The sequence below is a fragment of the Cytobacillus sp. FSL R7-0680 genome (assembly GCF_038009245.1).
GTDB lineage: Bacteria > Bacillota > Bacilli > Bacillales > Cytobacillaceae > Cytobacillus > Cytobacillus kochii.
On the sequence record NZ_JBBPAO010000001.1, the window covers coordinates 186,341 to 206,160 of the forward strand.

At 35.4% G+C, this 19,820-nt stretch carries 20 protein-coding genes; 12 read left to right on the forward strand and 8 right to left on the reverse strand.

Going from position 1 to position 19,820, the window contains the following annotated elements:
• Nucleotides 1–606: 606 nt before the first annotated feature.
• The 6 genes from MKY26_RS00920 to MKY26_RS00945 all read left to right on the forward strand — a co-directional run bounded on the left by MKY26_RS00920 (nt 607) and on the right by MKY26_RS00945 (nt 6,828).
• Nucleotides 607–1,830, forward strand: a complete 1,224-nt coding sequence (locus MKY26_RS00920) for an ABC transporter substrate-binding protein (protein WP_322910050.1) — start codon at nt 607–609, stop codon at nt 1,828–1,830.
• A gap of 133 nt (nt 1,831–1,963) precedes the next feature.
• Nucleotides 1,964–2,824, forward strand: a complete 861-nt coding sequence (locus tag MKY26_RS00925; protein ID WP_224935586.1) for a branched-chain amino acid ABC transporter permease — start codon at nt 1,964–1,966, stop codon at nt 2,822–2,824.
• Nucleotides 2,821–3,810, forward strand: a complete 990-nt coding sequence (locus MKY26_RS00930; protein ID WP_341091844.1) for a branched-chain amino acid ABC transporter permease — start codon at nt 2,821–2,823, stop codon at nt 3,808–3,810. The genes MKY26_RS00925 and MKY26_RS00930 overlap by 4 nt, the downstream gene beginning before the upstream one ends.
• Nucleotides 3,810–4,565, forward strand: coding sequence for an ABC transporter ATP-binding protein (locus MKY26_RS00935; RefSeq protein ID WP_095370061.1), 756 nt, complete (start codon nt 3,810–3,812; stop codon nt 4,563–4,565). The genes MKY26_RS00930 and MKY26_RS00935 overlap by 1 nt, the downstream gene beginning before the upstream one ends.
• Nucleotides 4,558–5,259 carry an ABC transporter ATP-binding protein gene (locus MKY26_RS00940; protein ID WP_095370060.1) on the forward strand — a complete coding sequence of 234 codons (702 nt, stop codon included), beginning with the start codon at nt 4,558–4,560 and terminating at the stop codon, nt 5,257–5,259. The genes MKY26_RS00935 and MKY26_RS00940 overlap by 8 nt, the downstream gene beginning before the upstream one ends.
• A 276-nt stretch (nt 5,260–5,535) precedes the next feature.
• The gene (locus tag MKY26_RS00945; RefSeq protein ID WP_095373500.1) at nt 5,536–6,828 is read left to right on the forward strand and encodes a globin-coupled sensor protein; all 1,293 of its coding nucleotides are present in this window, start codon (nt 5,536–5,538) and stop codon (nt 6,826–6,828) included.
• Between the two features lie 86 nt (nt 6,829–6,914).
• Here MKY26_RS00945 and MKY26_RS00950 read toward each other — a convergent pair whose 3' ends face one another.
• The 4 genes from MKY26_RS00950 to MKY26_RS00965 form a co-directional block, all read right to left on the reverse strand.
• Nucleotides 6,915–7,073: a hypothetical protein gene (locus tag MKY26_RS00950; protein WP_157733759.1), complete on the reverse strand. Its 159-nt coding sequence runs from the start codon at nt 7,071–7,073 to the stop codon at nt 6,915–6,917.
• Nucleotides 7,074–7,172: 99 nt separating this feature from the next.
• Nucleotides 7,173–8,522 (reverse strand): MFS transporter, encoded by a 1,350-nt coding sequence (locus tag MKY26_RS00955; protein WP_341054893.1) that lies wholly within the window; start codon nt 8,520–8,522, stop codon nt 7,173–7,175.
• A gap of 3 nt (nt 8,523–8,525) precedes the next feature.
• Entirely contained in the window at nt 8,526–9,716 is a 1,191-nt protein-coding gene (locus MKY26_RS00960; RefSeq protein WP_341091846.1) for a hypothetical protein, read from the reverse strand.
• Nucleotides 9,717–9,718: 2 nt separating this feature from the next.
• Nucleotides 9,719–10,186, reverse strand: a complete 468-nt coding sequence (locus tag MKY26_RS00965; protein WP_233435280.1) for an RNA polymerase sigma factor — start codon at nt 10,184–10,186, stop codon at nt 9,719–9,721.
• 551 nt (nt 10,187–10,737) lie between these two features.
• On the opposite strand from MKY26_RS00965, the gene MKY26_RS00970 reads away from it, so the two are divergent.
• The 4 genes from MKY26_RS00970 to MKY26_RS00985 all read left to right on the forward strand — a co-directional run bounded on the left by MKY26_RS00970 (nt 10,738) and on the right by MKY26_RS00985 (nt 14,981).
• Nucleotides 10,738–11,463 (forward strand): (Fe-S)-binding protein, encoded by a 726-nt coding sequence (locus MKY26_RS00970; RefSeq protein WP_341091849.1) that lies wholly within the window; start codon nt 10,738–10,740, stop codon nt 11,461–11,463.
• Nucleotides 11,464–11,473: 10 nt separating this feature from the next.
• Nucleotides 11,474–12,910: a LutB/LldF family L-lactate oxidation iron-sulfur protein gene (locus MKY26_RS00975; RefSeq protein ID WP_095370056.1), complete on the forward strand. Its 1,437-nt coding sequence runs from the start codon at nt 11,474–11,476 to the stop codon at nt 12,908–12,910.
• Nucleotides 12,900–13,610: a LutC/YkgG family protein gene (locus tag MKY26_RS00980; protein WP_341091852.1), complete on the forward strand. Its 711-nt coding sequence runs from the start codon at nt 12,900–12,902 to the stop codon at nt 13,608–13,610. Before MKY26_RS00975 ends, MKY26_RS00980 begins: the two co-directional genes overlap by 11 nt.
• Nucleotides 13,611–14,009: 399 nt before the next feature.
• Entirely contained in the window at nt 14,010–14,981 is a 972-nt protein-coding gene (locus MKY26_RS00985; RefSeq protein ID WP_341091856.1) for a proline dehydrogenase family protein, read from the forward strand.
• Nucleotides 14,982–15,082: 101 nt separating this feature from the next.
• Here MKY26_RS00985 and MKY26_RS00990 read toward each other — a convergent pair whose 3' ends face one another.
• Both MKY26_RS00990 and MKY26_RS00995 read right to left on the reverse strand, forming a co-directional pair.
• Complete coding sequence (locus MKY26_RS00990) at nt 15,083–15,559, reverse strand: glutathione peroxidase (protein ID WP_307318038.1); 477 nt, start codon at nt 15,557–15,559, stop codon at nt 15,083–15,085.
• 49 nt (nt 15,560–15,608) lie between these two features.
• Nucleotides 15,609–16,325 (reverse strand): FadR/GntR family transcriptional regulator, encoded by a 717-nt coding sequence (locus tag MKY26_RS00995; RefSeq protein WP_233435279.1) that lies wholly within the window; start codon nt 16,323–16,325, stop codon nt 15,609–15,611.
• Between the two features lie 175 nt (nt 16,326–16,500).
• Between MKY26_RS00995 and MKY26_RS01000 the strand changes: the two genes are divergently transcribed.
• On the forward strand, nt 16,501–17,916 hold the full coding sequence (locus tag MKY26_RS01000) for an FAD-binding oxidoreductase (RefSeq protein ID WP_095370052.1): 1,416 nt from the start codon (nt 16,501–16,503) through the stop codon (nt 17,914–17,916).
• Complete coding sequence (locus MKY26_RS01005; protein WP_307318035.1) at nt 17,917–18,882, forward strand: bile acid:sodium symporter family protein; 966 nt, start codon at nt 17,917–17,919, stop codon at nt 18,880–18,882.
• Between the two features lie 57 nt (nt 18,883–18,939).
• On the opposite strand, the gene MKY26_RS01010 is transcribed toward MKY26_RS01005, so the two are convergent.
• Together MKY26_RS01010 and MKY26_RS01015 are read right to left on the reverse strand one after the other, a co-directional pair.
• A complete protein-coding gene (locus MKY26_RS01010) occupies nt 18,940–19,227 on the reverse strand; it encodes a YxcD family protein (protein ID WP_224935623.1) in 288 nt (95 codons plus the stop codon).
• Entirely contained in the window at nt 19,215–19,664 is a 450-nt protein-coding gene (locus MKY26_RS01015; RefSeq protein WP_095370049.1) for a hypothetical protein, read from the reverse strand. Before MKY26_RS01015 ends, MKY26_RS01010 begins: the two co-directional genes overlap by 13 nt.
• Nucleotides 19,665–19,820 lie beyond the last annotated feature (156 nt).

The window sequence follows — 19,820 nt, forward strand, 5'->3', positions numbered from 1 at the left end:
AAAAAAGTGTAACGAGTGAAGTAAAAGGGAGCATATGTAATAAGCAATATGGATAAATTTGGTGATAAGTGGCTATGAACAGAATTTCTTTGTGTGGGATGTGATAAAACACCCATACATTAACTTTAAATGCTTTAGTAAGTTAAGAGTTGTCAAGGATATGTCAGAAGGAGTTATGATACACTTCTTACTTTAAAAATTATGTAACAAAAGAGCATCGGTGTTTTTTATTTAAAACATTGATGCTCTTTTGTTTTTTTATATTTGTAATTATTTTTCCATTATTATCAGTATATTGATGGTTATGTAAGATGTTTTAACATGAGATTTAATAAAAAATATACTGTTATTTTCTTTTGTTAAATAATAAAAAGTTATGGAAAAACAGATATCTATTAAAAATTAATGAGTATAAAGATTTACTAATAAAACTTTATTCTAAATATATTTAATTTATAAAAAATTTAGTCTTTTCATACAATTTCTTATCCACTATAATAAATGACAAGAAAACACTGCGACAACAGTGTTTTCTATTCGAAACAAAAATTCCGTAGTTGGTTTGGTTTAAAAGATCTGAAAATTTTGAATAAGGGGGAAGGGTAAATGAAGAAAAACAAAAGGGCGTTATTGGCTATTATGTTAGTTCTAAGTATGCTTCTAGCAGCTTGTGGGAGTGGTGGTGGACAAGCGTCAGGAGATGGTGAAGGTGAGTCAATTAAATTAGGTTTTACACTTGCTTTAACAGGCAATTTTGCTTTTATGGGTGAAGGGGTGAAAGAAGGGGTAGAGCTTTTCTTCGAAGAGAATGATTACAAAATTGGTGATAGACCGGTGGAATTATTTTTCGAGGATGATGCTGGAGATCCTCAAAAAGCCTTGAAGAACTATCAACAACTAACTCTGAATCAGGAAGTGGATTTCCTTGGAGGAGGTACAATTGGTAGTATTTCATATGCACTCACAGAAGCTGCTGAAAAAGATAAGCGTGTCCCAATTATTAATGTAGTCGGTTCAGGTAATAGCTTATCATGGGGAGACAAAAGTGATTATGTTTGGCGAATTGGTTTTTCCTCTCTCAATTATGCAGGCACATTAGGGGTTGATATGGCTGAAAATATTGGTAAAAAAGCAGTCGTTATTGCTTCTGACTATGTGGCTGGACATGAACAGGCGACTGACTTTTCTGCGAATTTTAAAGAGCATGGGGGAGAAGTGTTAGATATTCTTTGGGCACCTTCGGGTACTAGTGACTTTTCTTCTTATATTAATCAAATTAAACAGCATGATGCTGATGCTGTATTTATGTTTATACCAGGTGCGGACGGTCCGAGATTTGTGCAACAATTTAAGGAATTTGGATTAGCTAAGAATTACGCTCTTGTCGATGGTGGTTCTGTTTTGAATGCCCCATCAACAGTTGAAGCAGTTGGTGATGCAGTAGTTAATGGTTATACACTGTCTCATTATCATGTGGGTTTAGAAAATGAGTTAAACAAAAAGTTCGTTGATGATTATACCAAGAAGTATGATAAAGTGCCCGACAATTATGTTATTAACGGCTATGATACGGCCAAAGTGATGTCAGAATCAATTCAAAAAGCTGGTAGTACAGAAGTTGGCGATATTATTGAAACTTTAAAAGCTGGTTTGTCATTTGATAGCCCTCGTGGACCAATTGAGTTAGATCCAAAAACGAATCACCCAATCCAAAATCACTATATTTTAAAAGGTGCCGAGAAAGATGGAGAAATCGTCTTTGAACTCGTTCGTACGTATGAAAAAGTGCAAATGCCGGCAGAAGATCCTGGATACGAGAAAGCAAAATAAGATTTAAGAGGGACTCTTTACCTGTAAAAGAGTTGTAAGGGGAAAGGCATGATACTCCATCAATGCCTTTTCCAAAAAATATACAGAGGAAGTTATTTCTTCGTAGTTATTTATTCTGAAGGGAGTCGAACAAGTGGAATTTTTTATTGCTAACACCGTTTCAGGATTGGCGTATGCCATGTTGTTATTTTTAATGGCTGCAGGTCTCTCCATTATCTTTGGTTTAATGAAGATTATGAACCTTGCCCATGGATCTTTTTTTATACTCGCAGGATATGTTGCTTATTCGTTTTCTAGGAGCGGAATGAATTTTTGGTTATCGATGGTTTTGGCAGTCATTGTGATTTCCATTTTTGCTCTAATTATTGAAAAATTACTTATATCGAGAGTGCATGGAAGTGAAACTGATCAGGTGTTGCTAACTGTTGGTCTCGTTTTTGTACTCGGTGATTTAGCGTTATGGATTTGGGGAGGTAATTTTCTCTCTATCCCAGTACCAGCACTCTTTGACTATTCACTAGATTTTGTGGGAATGACATTCCCTGCTTATCGTCTATTTGTCATTGCTATGGGAATTCTGTTTGCTTTCGTTCTTTGGTATTTTGAGGCAAAGACAAGAGTAGGAATGATTGTGCGAGCAGGTGTAGATGATATGGAAATGGTATCAGCACTTGGGTTTAATGTGAAAATCATTTTTTCAGGGGTGTTTATCTTTGGTGCTGCTTTGGCTGCTTTCGGGGGTGTGTTAAGTGGACCTATACTTGGAATGTACCCGATGATGGAATGGGAGATTCTTGTTAATTCAATGATTGTCGTCATTATTGGTGGTTTAGGCAGTTGGAAAGGTGCTTTTATTGCTTCAATGATTGTTGGGTTTGTCGATATTTTCGGAAGAATTTATATGCCTACGTTTGCGATGGCTTTTATCTTCATATTAATGGTTGCAATTTTAATGGTTAAACCAACAGGTTTATTCGGAAGGGTGGAATCATGAAAAAAGCATTATTATCAACTATTCTTTTGCTTATCACTGTTTTAATTCTGCCTCACATCATTTCTCCATTTATGGTGTATTTATCAACAGAAATTCTTGTTTTCGCTATTTTTGCAATGAGTTTGGGTCTGATTATGGGTTTTGGAGGAATGCCATCATTAGGACATTGTGCACTATTCGGTTTAGGTGCTTACACCGTTGCTATTTTGAGTGAATATACAGCAAATATCTATTTACTTTTAGGTGCAGCTATACTAATTTCACTTTGTTTCTCACTCGTTACAGGTTATATTGCTATTCGTAATAAAGGGGTATTCTTCTTAATGATTACCTTAGCTTTTACTCAAGTCTTATTTTTAATTACTTCAAGAATGAAGTTCTGGGGTGGAAATGATGGCTATAGTGCAAGTTTGACAGCTAATTTTGGTTTTGGGGAGATCACTTCTAATATCGGTTTATTTTACATGATGGGATTTTTCTTTGTTCTTACTTATTTTCTCTTGAAACTTTTTGTTAATGCCCCAGCAGGCAAAGTGCTAAAAGGCATGATGGAGAATGAAGGCAGAATGATTGCTCTAGGCTATAACCCGAAGACTTATAAAATGTTTGCTTATTTAATTGCCGGTAGTATGGCAGGTTTAGCTGGAGGCTTATACATTTATAAAACACAATTTGTTTCTCCGGCACTGTTCAGTGTGCATATGGGTGCAGAAGTAATGGTCATGGTTTTTATTGGTGGTATGGGTACGATTTTTGGTCCGGCATTAGGTGCTGGGGCATTTGTTTTCCTACAAAACTATATTAGTACGATGACAGATCGCTGGCCGCTTATCTTAGGATTATTATTCATAGCAATTGTTCTCCTAAAAAGAGGAGGGATATTGCATCTTCTCCAGTTTGTTGCGACATTTGGCTTAAAGTTATTTAAATCATCTCGGAATGCTCCTGTAGATAAACATGTTAAAGGAAAGGAGCAAGCAAGCTGATGACATTATTGAAAATTGAAGACTTAAATAAATCATTTAAGGCATTGCATATCTTAAAAGGTGTCAATATCGAAGTAAATAAGGGAGAACGTCATGTGATTATAGGCCCCAATGGAGCTGGTAAAACAACTTTATTTAATTGTATTTATGGTACATTGCCATTATCTTCAGGAAAAGTTTATTTAGCGGGCAAGCGTATTGATCATATTCCTTCCTTTAAAAGAACCGAGAAGGGGATGGGGAGAACTTTTCAGAAGAATAATCTTTTTGAGGAATTAACAGTTGAAGAGAATGTACGTTTAGCGATTATGGGGAAAAAGAAATATCGACTCAATATGTTTAAGCCTATGCAAAATTATAATGATTTAGCAGAAGAGTGTCATAGATTACTAGAAGAGTGGGAAATGACAGAGCGCCGTACTGTATTGGTCAAAGAACTTTCCTATGGTGAACAACGTTTATTAGAAATTATTTTATCATTGAGTACAAATCCGGAAATTATACTCTTGGATGAACCGACCTCAGGAATGTCGCCAACAGAAACAAGTAGATTTGTTAAACTAATCAAAAAAATACCTGATCATATTACTTTGGTTATTATTGAACATGATATGGAAGTTGTGTTTAGTTTGGCTAATAAAATCACTGTCCTTCACCATGGGACAGCGATGATGACGGCTAGCCCTGAAGAAATTCGAGGAAATCAAATGATCCAAGAAATTTACTTTGGTGGAGGAGCGTTGAGTCATGATTGAGCTAAAGGAAGTACATTCATATTATGGTCATAGCCATATATTACACGGTGTTAATTTACAGGTGAAGAAGGGTCAGTGTGTTGCACTTCTTGGTAGAAATGGTGCTGGCAAAACAACAACGATTCATTCTATCGCTGGGCTAGTTGTTCCTAAGGAAGGCACCATCCAGTTTAAGGATAAAGAGCTTGTTGGTAGAACACCAAATCATATTTCTAAAGCTGGTGTTGGTCTTGTCCCTCAAGGGAGACGGGTTTTCCCCTCTTTAACGGTGAAAGAAAATTTGTTAATAGCTGAAAGAAAAAGTATATCTAGTGAAAAACAATGGACAATTGAAGAAGTTTATCAATTATTTCCGATATTAAAAGAACGTGAAGAGAATATGGGCAATGAATTATCAGGTGGGCAACAACAAATGCTAGCCATTGGCCGTGCGCTCTTACTTAATCCAGATTTCTTGTTAATGGACGAGCCATCTGAAGGACTTGCACCTGTTATTATTGAACAAATTAAAAATATCATTTTAGATGTCAAGAAAACAGGATTATCCATGCTAATCGTAGAACAAAATATTGATTTAGCCTGTTGTGTGGCAGATGAAGTGATTATTTTAAACAAGGGAGAAGTCGTTTGGCAAGGGCTTCCTGCTGAGCTATTGCATAATGATGAATTATTAAAAGTCCATTTAGGTGTATAAAGTACCGATGTATAATGAAATGGATTAAGTGTATCGAATCAATCACGAACAGTTCACATTTGAACTGTTTCGTGATTATTTTTATACTGTTTCAAATTACCTCCTACCTTATTTGAGCTTTTTACAATCGAAAATGTTCTCTCGTTTTAAAAGGACCTTTGAATAGAAAGTTGAATTTGATGGGTATTTATATTTATGAAAGAATATGGAATTATTTCAAAAACAACCGATATTAATAGTATAATTTACCTATTAAATCATTCGGGGGAAGCATTCATGAGTTTGTTTAAAAAAAGAACGAGTAAAAAGTTAAATGAAGAGGTTGAAGAAGGAAAGGGTGTATTGGACCTTGGTGACGCATCTAAGTTCACACGACAAATGGAATTAATTCATTTAAGTGAAACTGATTTAGGTCTCATAAACAAGATGCAGCCAATCATTCAAACGCACAGTGAACAATTAGTTAATCAATTCTATGATAATATTTACAAAGAGCAATCACTTATTGAAATTATTGAAGATTATAGTACGGTAGAGCGTTTAAAAGGAACATTGAGGGTACATATTGAAGAAATGTTTGCCGGTATAATAAATGAAGAGTATGTGGCGAAGCGGTTACGGATTGCCCATGTACATGTGAAAATAGGCTTACAAACAAAATGGTATATGTCTGCTTTCCAAGGATTATTATTATCGATTATCCAGCTTGTAGAAAAGATGGAACTTACTTCGCGTGATTGCTGTCTTCTAATTGCTGCCGTAACGAAAATTTTTAGCTTTGAACAACAGCTGGTCTTAGAGGCTTATGATACAGAAATAGAGACTTTAAAAGCAAGAGAAGAAGATAAGAAACAAGAAATAAGGGGAAATGTAGCAACAGAAACAGAAACCCTTGCAGCCATTTCTGAGGAAACTAACGCATCTTTCCAAGAATTAATTGCTCAAGCAGAAGAAGTAGTCGAGCATGCTGAGAAGGGGCAAGATTTTTCTCTAAAAGCGAAGGAGTATGCTGAAAACGGCAAGCAATTTATCAATGAACAAGGTGAATTAATGTTGACGATTGTCGACTCTGTTGCAGAAATTAAACAAGATGTTAAAAGTTTATTGTATGTAATGGATGAAATGCATGAAATTACTACAATTGTAACGGATATATCGAGTCAGACGAATTTATTATCCCTCAATGCTGCTATTGAGGCCGCTAGAGCAGGCGAACATGGACGTGGGTTTTCGGTAGTGGCAGAGGAAGTGAGAAAACTTTCGGATCAAACAAGATCGTCTGTAGAAAATGTCTCACAATTAATCGCTAATACAAATGGACAAATCGATAAATTAAGTGAATCACTTCAAGAAGTAAGTAATACAGTCCAAAACGGTCAATCTCATATGAAGGCGACAGAAGAACATTTTGAATATATTGTTGGTACAATGAAAGATACGATGCAACAGAATCAAAAGATTATGGAAGAAATCGATGGAATTGTTAACGTAGTCCATCTTTTAGGAAAAGGGTTTGAAGAGGTAGCGTTTACAGCAGAGAATTTAACCTCAATTGCTCAAGATATGTGATGATTAGAAAGAATCTTTAATGGGTAAATGAAAAGGTATGCTAAATTTTTTATAAAAATGAGGACAGAAGTGTTGTTCAATCCAGTCTAACTTTTTATCTTAAACTGTACAACACTTTCTATCAATAGAATCTGCTCAGCTATTTGGTCCTTTGTCTTTCTTTGATGTTTGGGTGTTTTTTGTAGGAGTTTTTTTAAATAGTATAAATCACGAAGAAAAAGAAGTTGTTCCGCTGTTGTTAACATGATCAACACTCCTATTTATTTCTGTCCTACTTATTTACCCATTTGTGTAAAAATCAAACAAAATTTATTTAAGTAAAAGCTAGGTACACATAGTTGTACCTAGCTTTTATTACTTTTAACAAATGTGTAAATAGCTGTCTTTTTATTCATGAGAAAAGGTAAAAAAGTTAAAATAATAAGAGATAAGCCACTTACTAAGAATATATTTTGAATCCCAAAAAGGTGAATAAGATAGGCTCCCCCAAGAGGAGAGATGAAAATCGTCGAACTTGTTAATGACTGATAAATACCAGCAATGGAACTCACTTCGTCTTCCTGTGGAATTGTTTGTATACAATAGTTAGTAATAATAATAGAAATGCCAGTTCCTATTCCGCACAAGACACCAAGGAGGAGAATATAGCTAAGGGAAAAGCCCTTTTCTAAAAAACCAAGGCCAGTAAACCCTAAACCAAGACTAAGAAGGGCTAAACTAAGCCATCTCTCTAAGCGCACAAACCTTTCTTTTTTACTAATGATATAGATTGTTAATACTGAACCGCATCCAATGCTTGCAATCAATAATGTCATATATGCAGGTTTTGTTGGCGCAACTAGTTGAAATAGCGCAGGGAATTGTGCATCAACTAATTGGATAATGAACATTCCTACTATATTTAATGATAAGACAATCATTAAAGTTGGAGCACGATATAAACTTTTCCAACTGTTTTTCCATTGATTTAAAAATGTATTGTCAACTGTTTCACGCGGTGATTGTGTATACTTTGCTTTTGTTTGTATGATTTTTCTTAAAGAAAATAATAAACAAGCAGAAATCATAAAAGCGAATGCGTTAAATAGTAGTAAATGTTTTGCAGGTAATAAGGTGAGTAATGCACCACCTATTAATGGTGCAATGATTTTTGCTGCTTGATTCACACCTCCATTCCAAGAAACGGCCTTTAGTTTTAAATGAGCTGGAATGAGCTCATGAACTAAACCTTGTTGAGCAGGAAAGTGAACAGTACCGACAAAAGATCGAAGTGCCAATAAAATGAGTGCTAACCAAGGAGTGTTTGCAAAGAATAGCAAAATTGTAAAGAAAACCGTTACTAAATCAGCACATCCCATAAGGATAATTTTATTGCGCTTTTGTACAAAGATGCCAGAAAATTGAGAAAATAAAACTTGTGGTAAAGCATAAGCAATGGGTATGAAAGCAAGTAGAAAAGAACTCGTTTGCCATACATATCCAAATAGGACCATAATTGCTACCATATCAAACCATTGACCAATCATTGATAGACAATAAGAGATAAATAACCTACTGTATCCTCTGATTTCCCATATGGAACGCGCAACTTCTTGTGGTTGCCATGATGAAGGGAACTGCCGAGTGCGAGTTTCCACTGTACTCAGCAATTCTTCTATTTTGATTTTCGCTATTTCAAGAGTATAATGATCCATGGTTTATAAAACAAGTTCGCCAATATTAGTTGCTATTCGCTCATCATGATCTTGTAAAACATGTATTTCACCTTTAAAAGATTGACTGATCTTTTTCTTTAATATCACTTTTGTTGTTTCATCTACAACTAAAATATCCCCTGCTAAAATAATTTCTGAGATATGGTCAATATCTGCATGAGTTAACGTGTCATTTATTGTTAGTTGATCTTGTATGATTATTGTTGTTTGTGGATCTAACTGCTTAAAGTTAGTCGAAAACCATGTCTCCTCTTTTACTGCTATATAGTTTTTAACATAAACAAAAACTTCATTTTCGAGATTGGCTAATTTTTCAAAAAGAATATCTTCTGTACCTTCTGGGCACAAGATATAAGATAAAGAATGAATAGAAGAGAATGCTTCATTCAATCCTTCTCTAGTTATAGTTGAATCAATAAATATAGGTTTAGTTGTATAAATCGATTGTTGTTTATATCTCTTAATATTATGTTTATTTAAATGGGTTTGAGTTGAGAGTACTTGATAGCCTTTTGGGATAATGTTTTGGTTACCGTTAATACTTAATTTTCCTGAGATTAAAGGTTGCTGAAAATCATAATAACGAATCGTACCGTTAATATCTAACCTCGCGATCTTTTCCTTCAATAATGTTAAATCAACATGCTCATCAATTGTTATTATCCCGTTTACTAATAGATTTGTGCCTTCACGTAACCCTTCTAAATATCCTGTTGTTAAATGAAGGTTTCCATTTTCTAATTTAGGTTCTGGCCCTTCATAACTGACTAATGTACCATTTGTTGTTAATAATTTGGATTGAATAGCGCCGTTCAAGTGAGATGGAGAGTAGATGATACCGTTGACAATAAATGTGATGTTTTTTTGCAGAAGTTCTTCTAGTGTGACATCTACATTCACAATGACTGCTCCATTGATAAACACCGTTTCATTGTCATCTACAATTTTTAAATAAGCAGAATCAACCTTGTAGACACCGTTAGCCATTTTCACATTCTTCTCTACCATAATGGTTTGGCCAATATTTTTTACATTTAATTTTGGCACGAGGTATGCATTCTTTTGTGAATAGACGAGTAACCCTACATTATTAATCTTTTCTATTTCTTGAATGCTTTCCTCAGTTGCTTGGATAAGATTTAAAACCCCGACATTACTATATTTTTTTCCCATTATTATTGTTCCTCCTCTAAGATCTTTCGTAGTTTTTTCATTGCTTTTGCTAAATGATACCTAACAGTTGAAGCTGATAAACCAAGCTTTATAGCAATTTCATCACTTTTTAAACCAATCCAGTATTTTTTGAAAATGATATCACTTTCAATAGCTGATAATTGACTAAGTAACTCTACCGTTTCAATTGAGGTTTTCATAAAGGTAGGTAAAATTACTTCTTCATTTTGGTCAATATTCATTTCTCGTTTGAATTTTCTCCGCTGATCAATCAATTGATTTTTCATGACACGGTAAAACCAAGCTTTTTGCTTATATTTTGGCCAAGAAGACAAATCATCTAAATGCATGGCCTTTTCTAAAGCTTGTTGGATCAAATCCTGTGCTTCATGCTCATCATAAGCAATAGACGAAGCAAATTTATATAAATCATCCCGCAATGATATATAAATAGATTGCAATACAATCACCTTTATTCCATGGAAAAGTAGTTTTTCTTCTCAGCTTCATATAGATAACGAAATAGATGCTACAAATGTTGGTGGAGTATAAAAAAATTTTGAGAAAAGTGCAATTTCAAACAACAGATTTAGAAAAATGGCCTCAGCAACAATGTGAAATATAGGCATTTCATAAGAAGTGAATAGGATAATGTATGGCTCACTCACTCTAGCTGAAATGCTGGCACGCTTCCCGTAGAATCCACGTAACTGCAGGATTATCTCTGTCTTTCTCAACTGGAAAGTACAAAATGAAAGCTTTAGAAAAATGGGTTTTGCCGGTCTCCCTTCATTTTGTACATTCCTAAGTAATGAATGATATACATCGTTCTCTTCACCTTTACAATGGCTCCTTCATCTAGCTTACCATTGGAAACGTTCTTTTTACCTTAAAAGATACATCTTTTATTCGTCTTATGAATAGAACGTATTAATATTTAGAATTTAATAAATATACAAACAATGGTACGATAGATAGTAGTTATCTGATTATTTATTAGCGCGATAAGGGGGTTTTTAAGATGAAGGTTTCACTTTTTGCTACCTGTTTAGTCGATATGTTTAACAGTAAAGCAGGGGTAGCAACTGTAGAATTATTAGAAAGGCTTGGCTGTGAGGTGGATTTTCCTGAAAATCAAGTATGTTGTGGTCAACCATCTTACAATAGTGGTTACGTAAAAGAATCAAGGGATGCAATGAAAAGGATGATAGAAACCTTTAGTCATTCTGAATATGTAGTTTGTCCATCTGGTTCATGTGCCTATATGTTTCATGAATATGAGCAAATATTTAAAGACGATCCACATTGGGGGCCACAAGCGAAAAAATTAGCTAAAAAAACGTATGAATTAACAGAGTTTATCGTTGATGTGTTAAAAGTTGAGGATGTAGGCGCAAGCTATCAGGCGAAAGCTACTTATCACACTTCCTGTCATATGACACGATTGTTAGGTGTAAAAGAAGCGCCGATGAAATTATTATCACATGTAAAGGGATTAGAGTTTACAGAATTGCCAAATAAAAGTCAATGCTGTGGATTTGGTGGAACATTTTCTGTAAAGATGGGGGCCATCTCAGAGCAAATGGTAGATGAAAAAGTAGCCCATATTAATGAAACAGGAGCAGAGCTTTTAATTGGCGCTGACGGTGGCTGTTTAATGAATATTGGCGGTCGAATTGATAGAGTGGGCGAACCAGTGAAAGTGATGCATATTGCTGAAGTATTAAATAGTAGAACAGAAAGATAGGGTGATTGATATGCCAATGAGGATTGGAAATGAGCAATTTACTGATCGAGTAGCGTCTGGTTTAGAAAATCGCTTTATGAGAGGGGCGGTTTCAGGGGCGCAAGATCGCTTGGAAGTGCGTAGACAGGATGCAGCAAATGAATTAGGCGATTGGGAAGAATGGCGAGCACATGGGGAAGAAATTAGACAACATGTATTAGAAAATCTAGATTATTATCTGTTTCAACTAAGTGAAAATGTAGAAAAGTTAGGTGGACATGTTTTTTTCGCGCAAACACCAGAAGAGGCTAATGATTACATTAAAGGTGTAATTAAGAAGAAAAATGCTAAGAAAGTAGTAAAGTCGAAGTCAATGGTGACAGAAGAAATCGATCTCAATCATCATTTGGAATCGGTTGGGTGTGAGGTCATTGAAACAGATCTAGGTGAATATATTTTGCAAATCGATGATCATGACCTTCCATCACATATTGTTGCTCCAGCACTACACAAAAATAAAGAACAAGTAAGAGATGTGTTTACCAGGAAATTAGGTTACCAGGGGACAGATAGACCGGAGGAATTAACACAACATGCTAGGAAAATGCTAAGAAATGAATATTTAACAGCAGATATAGGTATAACTGGATGTAATTTTGCCGTCGCTGAAACAGGTTCAATCTGCCTCGTAACGAATGAAGGAAATGCCGACTTATCAACTTCTTTGCCCGATACACAAATAACTGTTATGGGAATGGAGAGACTTGTGCCATCGTTTACAGAATTAGAAGTATTAGTAGGAATGCTTTCTCGTAGTGCAGTCGGACAGAAATTACCAAGTTATGTTACCGTTTTAAGTGGCCCAAAAGAAGAGGGAGCAGTGGATGGCCCAGAAGAGTTTCATTTAGTTATTGTTGATAATGGTCGTTCAAATATTTTAGGTGGAGAATTCCAATCGATCCTCCAATGTATACGTTGTGCCGCTTGTGTAAATGTATGTCCCGTTTACCGTCATGTAGGCGGACATTCATACGGTTCTATCTACTCAGGTCCAGTTGGTGCAGTACTTTCTCCATTACTCGGTGGTTATGAAGAATATAAAGAACTTCCTTATGCTTCCACATTGTGCGGGGCGTGTACTGAGGTTTGTCCGGTGAAAATACCATTGCATGACCTTCTTCATAAACATAGGCAAGTCATTGTTGAAAAAGAAGGAAAAGCCCCCATTTCTGAAAAGTTAGCGATGAAAGCTTTTGGTCTTGGAGCAGCTTCTCCTGCTTTATATAAAATGGGTGGGAAATTTGCCTCAAAGGCTGTTGGGCCATTTTCTGATGGGACAAAGCTAACAAAAGGTGTCGGTCCATTAAAGGCGTGGACGGAAATCCGTGATTTTCCTGCTCCGCAAAAGGAAAGATTCCGTGACTGGTTTAAACAAAGGGGCAAGGAGGAAAAGAATCATGGCGATTGAAAATAGAGATATATTTCTTAAGAAAATTGCAGCACGATTAGGAAAAGAAGAAGTGAGGAAGAAGATAGAAAAACCCGAGTGGAAATATGCCCCACAAAAGCGGGTGTTAAAGGGGGCATCGCAGTCCGAATTAATTTCGGTCTTAAAGAACCAATGCAAATTAATTCACACGGACTTGATTGAAACAAATCTATCAAACTTGCCGCAAACATTAGAAGACCGAGTGTCAGATTACGGCGGTGAATCCATCGTAACTTGGCGTGATAGTAGATTAAAAGCATGGGGAGTAACAGCCAAGCTTGATGAATTGCATAAGCAAGGGGTAGCGTACTATGAATGGAATCATGAAGTTGAAGTAGAAAATATAGCAATAGCTGAAAAAGCAAACATCGGATTAACGATTAGCGAGATTACCCTTGCAGAATCGGGAACTGTCGTATTATTTAGTGATAAACACAAAGGCAGGACAGTCAGCTTCTTACCGGAAAAATCAATTATACTTGTACCTAGAAGTTCTATCGTACCGAGAATGACACAAGCAGCTGCCTATATCCGGGAAAAAATAAAAGAAACAGGAGTAATTCCTAGTTGTATTAACTTTATAACTGGACCAAGTAATTCTGCTGATATTGAAATGAACTTAGTCGTCGGTGTACATGGACCCATAAATGCAACATATATTATTATCTCTGATTTATAAGGTTACTGAGGAACAAGGGAATATGCAAAATGAGAATCCGAACAAATACTAGGGAATAGTGTTTGTTCGTTTTTTTATGGAATTGATCATTTTTCTTCATTCGGTTGTTTGTTTTGATTTTTGTCAATGCGCTTCCCTAGATTTCGTCCCACGCAATTATCATACATATATACAACTATTAGAAATGGACATATTTATTTCTTCTTATCCGCCTTTATTTATTTTTTAAATATAATTTTTTGGTTTGTTTCCTTTCTTTTAGTGGTACAGTTATTTTAAAGAAAGAAATCATTGTTTCTTCTTAAATATAGGAAAAAAATAATTATTCGCAAAATAATTTTTATTGCTAATTTATGATATAATGACCATGTGAAAATTAATAGACAAGGAGTAATCGCTATGCTGAAAGATCTATTTATAGGCTTATCTCAAAATCAATTTTTAAATAGTGCAGCAAAAAAATATGGTTTAAAACTGGGTGCTCAAAGTGTCGTTGCGGGTACAAATATTGAAGAAGCGATTGTTAAGATTAAAGAATTAAATGCCCATGGTATCGCATGTACAGTCGATAATCTAGGGGAATTTGTTAATCAAAAAGAGGATGCGACTGCAGCAAAAGAACAAATCTTAGCAGTTGTTGAAGCGATTCATGAGCATGAAGTCGATGCTCATATTTCGTTAAAACCATCTCAATTAGGTTTAGACATTGATTACTCCTTTTGTTTGGAGAACTTAAAAGAAATAGTAAGTAAGGCTCATGAATATGGCATCTTTATCAATTTTGATATGGAGGATCATGGCCGTTTACAACCTTCATTTGATTTATTGGATGAATTATCAAAAAGTTATGATAATATAGGGACTGTTATCCAGGCCTATTTTTATAGAGCAATAGAAGATATAGAAAAATATAAAAATTATCGTTTGCGTATTGTAAAAGGTGCATATAAAGAACGAGCTGAAGTTGCTTATACTGCGAAGGAAGAGATTGATAGCAACTATATTAAACTTATAGAATATCATTTGTTACATGGTAAATTCACGTCGATTGCAACACATGATCATCATGTAATTAATCATGTGAAGAAATTTGTAAAGGAACACGATATTCCAAATGATCAATTTGAATTCCAGATGTTATATGGATTCAGAAAAGAAATGCAATTAGAGCTTGCGAAAGAAGGCTACAATTTTACCACATATATTCCGTTTGGTGATGACTGGTACGGTTATTACATGCGACGTCTCGCAGAAAGACCACAAAACATCAATCTCGTTGCAAAACAAGTATTTAATAAAAAGACAAATACTATTCTTGGCGTTGCTGCTGGTGCATTCTTACTCGGTAGATTATCTAAAAAGAAAAAATAAACTGATATAATAAAAGGTTCCGAATGGGGGCCTTTTTTTGATCATAGAAAATAGAACATAAGGAAACTCCTATATTTAATAGGGGATTCCTTATGTTAATTTTAGAGCAATTTTTCAATGTCACTCGTTAATTTTTCCGGTTCGGTTGTTGGTGCGTATCTGTCGTATACTTCCCCATTCCGGTCAATAAGAAACTTGGTGAAATTCCATTTAATATTCTTTGAAAGTACACCTTTCTTCTCTTCTTTTAAATAAGAAAACAGTGGTTCTGTGTTATCACCGTTTACATCTATCTTTGCAAACATTGGAAAGGAGACACCATAATTCACTTGACAAAACTCTGTTGTTTCATCGATATTAGCGAATTCCTGGTTGTTAAATTGAGCACATGGAAAACCAAGGATGACAAAGCCTTTATCTTTATATTTTTCATATAGCTCTTGCAATCCTTCAAACTGAGGAGTAAGGCCGCACTTACTGGCAGTATTAACGATTAGGATTACTTTTCCTGCAAAATCTTTTAACTGTTCTGTATGACCATTTGTTTTTTTTACTTCAAAGTCATAAATAGTTTTCATTATTATTCCTCCAAACATCAAGTAGGTTTATTTTAGCCGACTTTATTATTTATAAGTAGGATTCTGCTTGTTCATTGAAAAGCATTGATTCGCTTAATTCTTTTCTTACCCTATTAATATGGTTACTCATTAATTGCCGCGCTTCATTCCCATTTCCTGATGCAATTGCTAAATAAATATCACGGTGCTCTTCCATAGTAGATTTTTCCCGTTTATTGTCTTCTGCAAACCGGTTTGACCTCGTTACTTTTATAGTATTTTTCATATGTTCAGTAAGGTTAGTCATGAGTTTGATAAATATAGAATGGTGTGACGCATAAACGATATGTAAGTGAAATTGAAAATCCGCGTGGATGCCGTCTTCGGGCGTGGATGCCGTTTCCATCGCTAAAAGCGAATGGCGGATATTGGCTATATCTGTTGATGTCGCTCTAGATGATGCCAAACCAGCACACTCCACTTCTAAAACTTTTCGTAAATCTAACATTTCATATATATTTGTCTTTGGATTAGCAGAAAGGATAGGTGCTTCAGAAGTTAAACAATCAACTGATCTAATGTATGTTCCACTACCTTGCCGAATCTCTAAGACACCTTTCATTTCTAAAATTTTCAATGCTTCTCTAATTGATGTTCTGCTAGAGGAAAAGAGAGTTGCAAGTACTCTTTCAGGGGGGAGGCGATCTCCTGATGATAGTTGTTGATTGATAATATATCCTTCTAATTGTTCTGTAATAATCATATGTATTTTTTTCTTTTGCGACATGATTTCCACTCCCTTTCATATCATCATACAAAAAAAGGGAAAATGCAGCAATTTTAAATTTTTAATTATTGATTTTTTTGAATTTTCTTGTACAATGAGAACATGTTAGACCAATTTTCTCAAAATTCAATAATTGGTCTGTACAATTTTGATTTGTAAGGAGAGAGACTAAACAATGAAAACAACAGAGGGCAGTCAAACGAATAATCAAGAATTAGTAAGCGCTTTATTGAGTTTTTTAACAGATGAACAAGTATCTATTAATGAAACCATTCTTGACTTACATAGTAAAGATGAATCCTATCATAAAGGTAGTCATCCTGATATTGTTGTTTATCCCAAAAATGCTAGTGAAGTAAGTCAAATTATACAAAAGGCGGGAGAATTCCAAACGCCCATTATTCCTTTCGGGGTTGGGTCGAGTTTAGAGGGACATGTCATTCCTTACAAAAAGGGAATAACGATGAATTTTACTGAAATGAATAGAATTTTAGAAGTTAAGGAAGAAGACTTTTTAGTAAAAGTTCAACCTGGTGTGACACGTTCGCAACTAAATAAAGAGTTAAAAAAATACGGTTTGTTTTTCCCTGTTGACCCAGGTGCTGATGCTACATTAGGCGGGATGGCAGCAACCAATGCAAGTGGAACCACTTCAGTTAAATATGGTGTAATGAGAGATCAAGTACTAGATTTAGAAGTGGTTTTAGCTAATGGGGAGATCATACATACCGGTAGTTTAGCCGCCAAATCTTCTTCTGGCTATCATTTAAATGGACTATTTGTCGGGTCAGAAGGGACTTTAGGCTGCTTTACTGAGTTGACGTTAAAAGTGTACGGTATTCCAGAATTCCAAATGGCTGGTAGAGCAACCTTTCCTACAATTGATGATGCAGTTGGTGCTGTAGTTGGTATCCTACAAGCTGGCATTCCGATTGGCAGAGTTGAATTGGTAGATGAAGCTTCAATTAATCAAGTGAATCTTTTTAGTGAGACTAATTACGAGATTAAGCCAACGCTATTTTTAGAATTTCATGGTAATGAAGCAGGGCTTCAACAAGATGTAGAATTCATGAGAGAAATTGTAGCTGATTTCCATTGTCAAGATATAACATTTGAAACAGATACGGCTGCTCGTAACCTATTATGGGATGCAAGACATAATTTAGCCTACGCTTATGTACACGGTTATCCAGGAAAGAAAATGATGGTAACAGACGTATGTGTACCGATCTCAGAATTAGCGGGTGCCGTTACTTATGCAAGAAAATGCCTAGATGAGATTAATTTAATTGGTGGCCTGACGGGACATGTAGGAGACGGAAACTTCCATTCGCTTGTGATGATTGATTTGAATAATGAAGAAGAAGTAAACAAAGCTAAACATTTCAATGAACAACTTGTCTTGTATGCTTTAGAAAAGGGTGGCACTTGTACTGGCGAACATGGTGTTGGGGTAGGAAAGATGAAATATCAAGAACAAGAGCATGGGAAGGCATTAGAAGTGATGAGGAACATTAAGAATGTCTTAGATCCAAATCACATCTTAAACCCAAATAAGGTTATTCCTTTTAATTCGGAGGGGGAGAGTTAATTGAAGATTCTGGAAACCGTTAGTAATCTCGCAGGAAAGTATTTTGCTTTTCTTGTTATTATTGCTGCAGTTGTGGCTTATCTCTATCCACCGTTATTCGTAGTCTTCGGTGGATATATCACCTTGTTACTTGGCGTAGTCATGTTCGGTATGGGTTTAACATTAAAACCGGTAGACTTTAAATTAGTATTTTCTCACCCACTCCCAGTTTTACTGGGCTTTGTAGCACAATTTACAATAATGCCTTTGACAGCTTTCGCTATTGCCTACCTTATGCAATTACCGGCAGAATTAGCAGCGGGATTAGTATTATTAGGGTCAGTCCCGGGTGGTACAGCATCTAATGTCATGGTGTATTTAGCAAAAGGAAATGTACCCTTATCGATAACAATGACATCGTTATCCACTTTGATTGCACCAATAGCTACACCGCTCATACTTTTAGCTCTAGCAGGTCAATGGATGCCCGTTGATGCGTGGAGTATGTTTGTATCAATTGTTCAAGTAATTATCGTTCCTATTATACTTGGTTTAGTAGTGAAGAGAATATTCCCGGTTATCGTAGAAAAAAGTATAAACGTTGTTCCACTTATTTCTGTTACAGCAATCATTATTATCGTTACCGCTGTTGTAGGAGGGAATGCTGAGAAAATTGCTTCTTCTGGGCTTTCTGTCTTTATTGCGGTGATGCTCCATAATGCAGCAGGTTTACTATTAGGATACATGGCTGGCGTGCTTTTCAAAATGGATGAAGGTACGAGAAGAGCGATTGCTATTGAGGTGGGCATGCAAAACTCAGGGTTAGGTGTTTCGTTAGCAACTGCTCACTTTGGTCCAGTTGCCGCTATTCCAAGTGCTTTAGGCGCTGTTTGGCATAATATATCGGGTCCTATTTTAGCTACGTACTGGTCAAAAAAACCAGCAAAAGAAAAAGAAGTAATCACTAAACAAACAAAGGTGATTTAACTTATATACCAATAATAAAAGAGCATCCTTTACGGATGCTCTTTTTACAAAACTTGTTTATTGTACAACAGCGATAATTCCTTGTTCATCGTCGAGTACGAGGTTTATACCTGCATATGGATCGCGATTAAGAAATTCATCTAACCATAATCTTAATGCTTCGATCATATTCGCTGTAATCAAGACTTGCTTGCGGCCGCCAACATGAGATTCGGCAGAGAAACCATAATCGTCATCATACATGAGCTCAATTTCGACTTCTTCTAGCTTCACTTGTTTTTTACGAGAAATGTACACACATAATGCATTGACAATATCTTGTTCAGGAATAATTAATTGTTCCATGGATTTGGTTCCTGTTTTTTCTTTTTATCTTTAATCATCGTAAAGATTTTACGAATAATCATAATGACAAAGACGATAGCTAAAACATTGACAAGTAAACCAAGAATACTACCTAACATACCCATATTTCCAAACAGGCCACCAAATAATAATCCCGCTAGTCCACCTAACATAAGTCCTTTCATTAATCCGCCAGAAAAGAAACCACCATTATTCTTTTGTTGTTGATTTGTTGCTGTGTTGTTTTTTTGTTGCTGATTATTTTGAACGTTCGATTGGTTATTATTGTTTGTCGTGCTTTTATTAAAGTTTACACCTTTTTTACCTGATTTATAAGATTTCGCCTCAACAGTTGAAACCTGGTCTTGGAAGATTGTTGTTCCTACTGGTGAAAAGACAAGTGCTGCAGTAAGTATAGCTGCAAAAATTTTCTTCATTATCTATAGTTCCCCCTAATAGTGTATTACTACTTATTATATCAAAATAGGTTAACAATTTGTAAGCAAAATTAGATTGTGCGTTTTTTGACATAAATGATTTAAACGGTTATTCATTGCAAAGATGAAAGAAGTTAGCTATAATTTTCGCGATAT

Bases quoted from the DNA above. Each gene is read 5' to 3' on its own strand.
- MKY26_RS00920 (WP_322910050.1), top strand. From the start codon at position 607: ATGAAGAAAAACAAAAGGGCGTTATTGGCTATTATGTTAGTTCTAAGT.
- MKY26_RS00930 (WP_341091844.1), top strand. From the start codon at position 2,821: ATGAAAAAAGCATTATTATCAACTATTCTTTTGCTTATCACTGTTTTA.
- MKY26_RS00935 (WP_095370061.1), top strand. From the start codon at position 3,810: ATGACATTATTGAAAATTGAAGACTTAAATAAATCATTTAAGGCATTG.
- MKY26_RS00940 (WP_095370060.1), top strand. From the start codon at position 4,558: ATGATTGAGCTAAAGGAAGTACATTCATATTATGGTCATAGCCATATA.
- MKY26_RS00945 (WP_095373500.1), top strand. From the start codon at position 5,536: ATGAGTTTGTTTAAAAAAAGAACGAGTAAAAAGTTAAATGAAGAGGTT.
- MKY26_RS00950 (WP_157733759.1), bottom strand. From the start codon at position 7,073: ATGTTAACAACAGCGGAACAACTTCTTTTTCTTCGTGATTTATACTAT.
- MKY26_RS00955 (WP_341054893.1), bottom strand. From the start codon at position 8,522: ATGGATCATTATACTCTTGAAATAGCGAAAATCAAAATAGAAGAATTG.
- MKY26_RS00960 (WP_341091846.1), bottom strand. From the start codon at position 9,716: ATGGGAAAAAAATATAGTAATGTCGGGGTTTTAAATCTTATCCAAGCA.
- MKY26_RS00970 (WP_341091849.1), top strand. From the start codon at position 10,738: ATGAAGGTTTCACTTTTTGCTACCTGTTTAGTCGATATGTTTAACAGT.
- MKY26_RS00975 (WP_095370056.1), top strand. From the start codon at position 11,474: ATGCCAATGAGGATTGGAAATGAGCAATTTACTGATCGAGTAGCGTCT.
- MKY26_RS00980 (WP_341091852.1), top strand. From the start codon at position 12,900: ATGGCGATTGAAAATAGAGATATATTTCTTAAGAAAATTGCAGCACGA.
- MKY26_RS00985 (WP_341091856.1), top strand. From the start codon at position 14,010: ATGCTGAAAGATCTATTTATAGGCTTATCTCAAAATCAATTTTTAAAT.
- MKY26_RS00990 (WP_307318038.1), bottom strand. From the start codon at position 15,559: ATGAAAACTATTTATGACTTTGAAGTAAAAAAAACAAATGGTCATACA.
- MKY26_RS00995 (WP_233435279.1), bottom strand. From the start codon at position 16,325: ATGTCGCAAAAGAAAAAAATACATATGATTATTACAGAACAATTAGAA.
- MKY26_RS01000 (WP_095370052.1), top strand. From the start codon at position 16,501: ATGAAAACAACAGAGGGCAGTCAAACGAATAATCAAGAATTAGTAAGC.
- MKY26_RS01010 (WP_224935623.1), bottom strand. From the start codon at position 19,227: ATGGAACAATTAATTATTCCTGAACAAGATATTGTCAATGCATTATGT.
- MKY26_RS01015 (WP_095370049.1), bottom strand. From the start codon at position 19,664: ATGAAGAAAATTTTTGCAGCTATACTTACTGCAGCACTTGTCTTTTCA.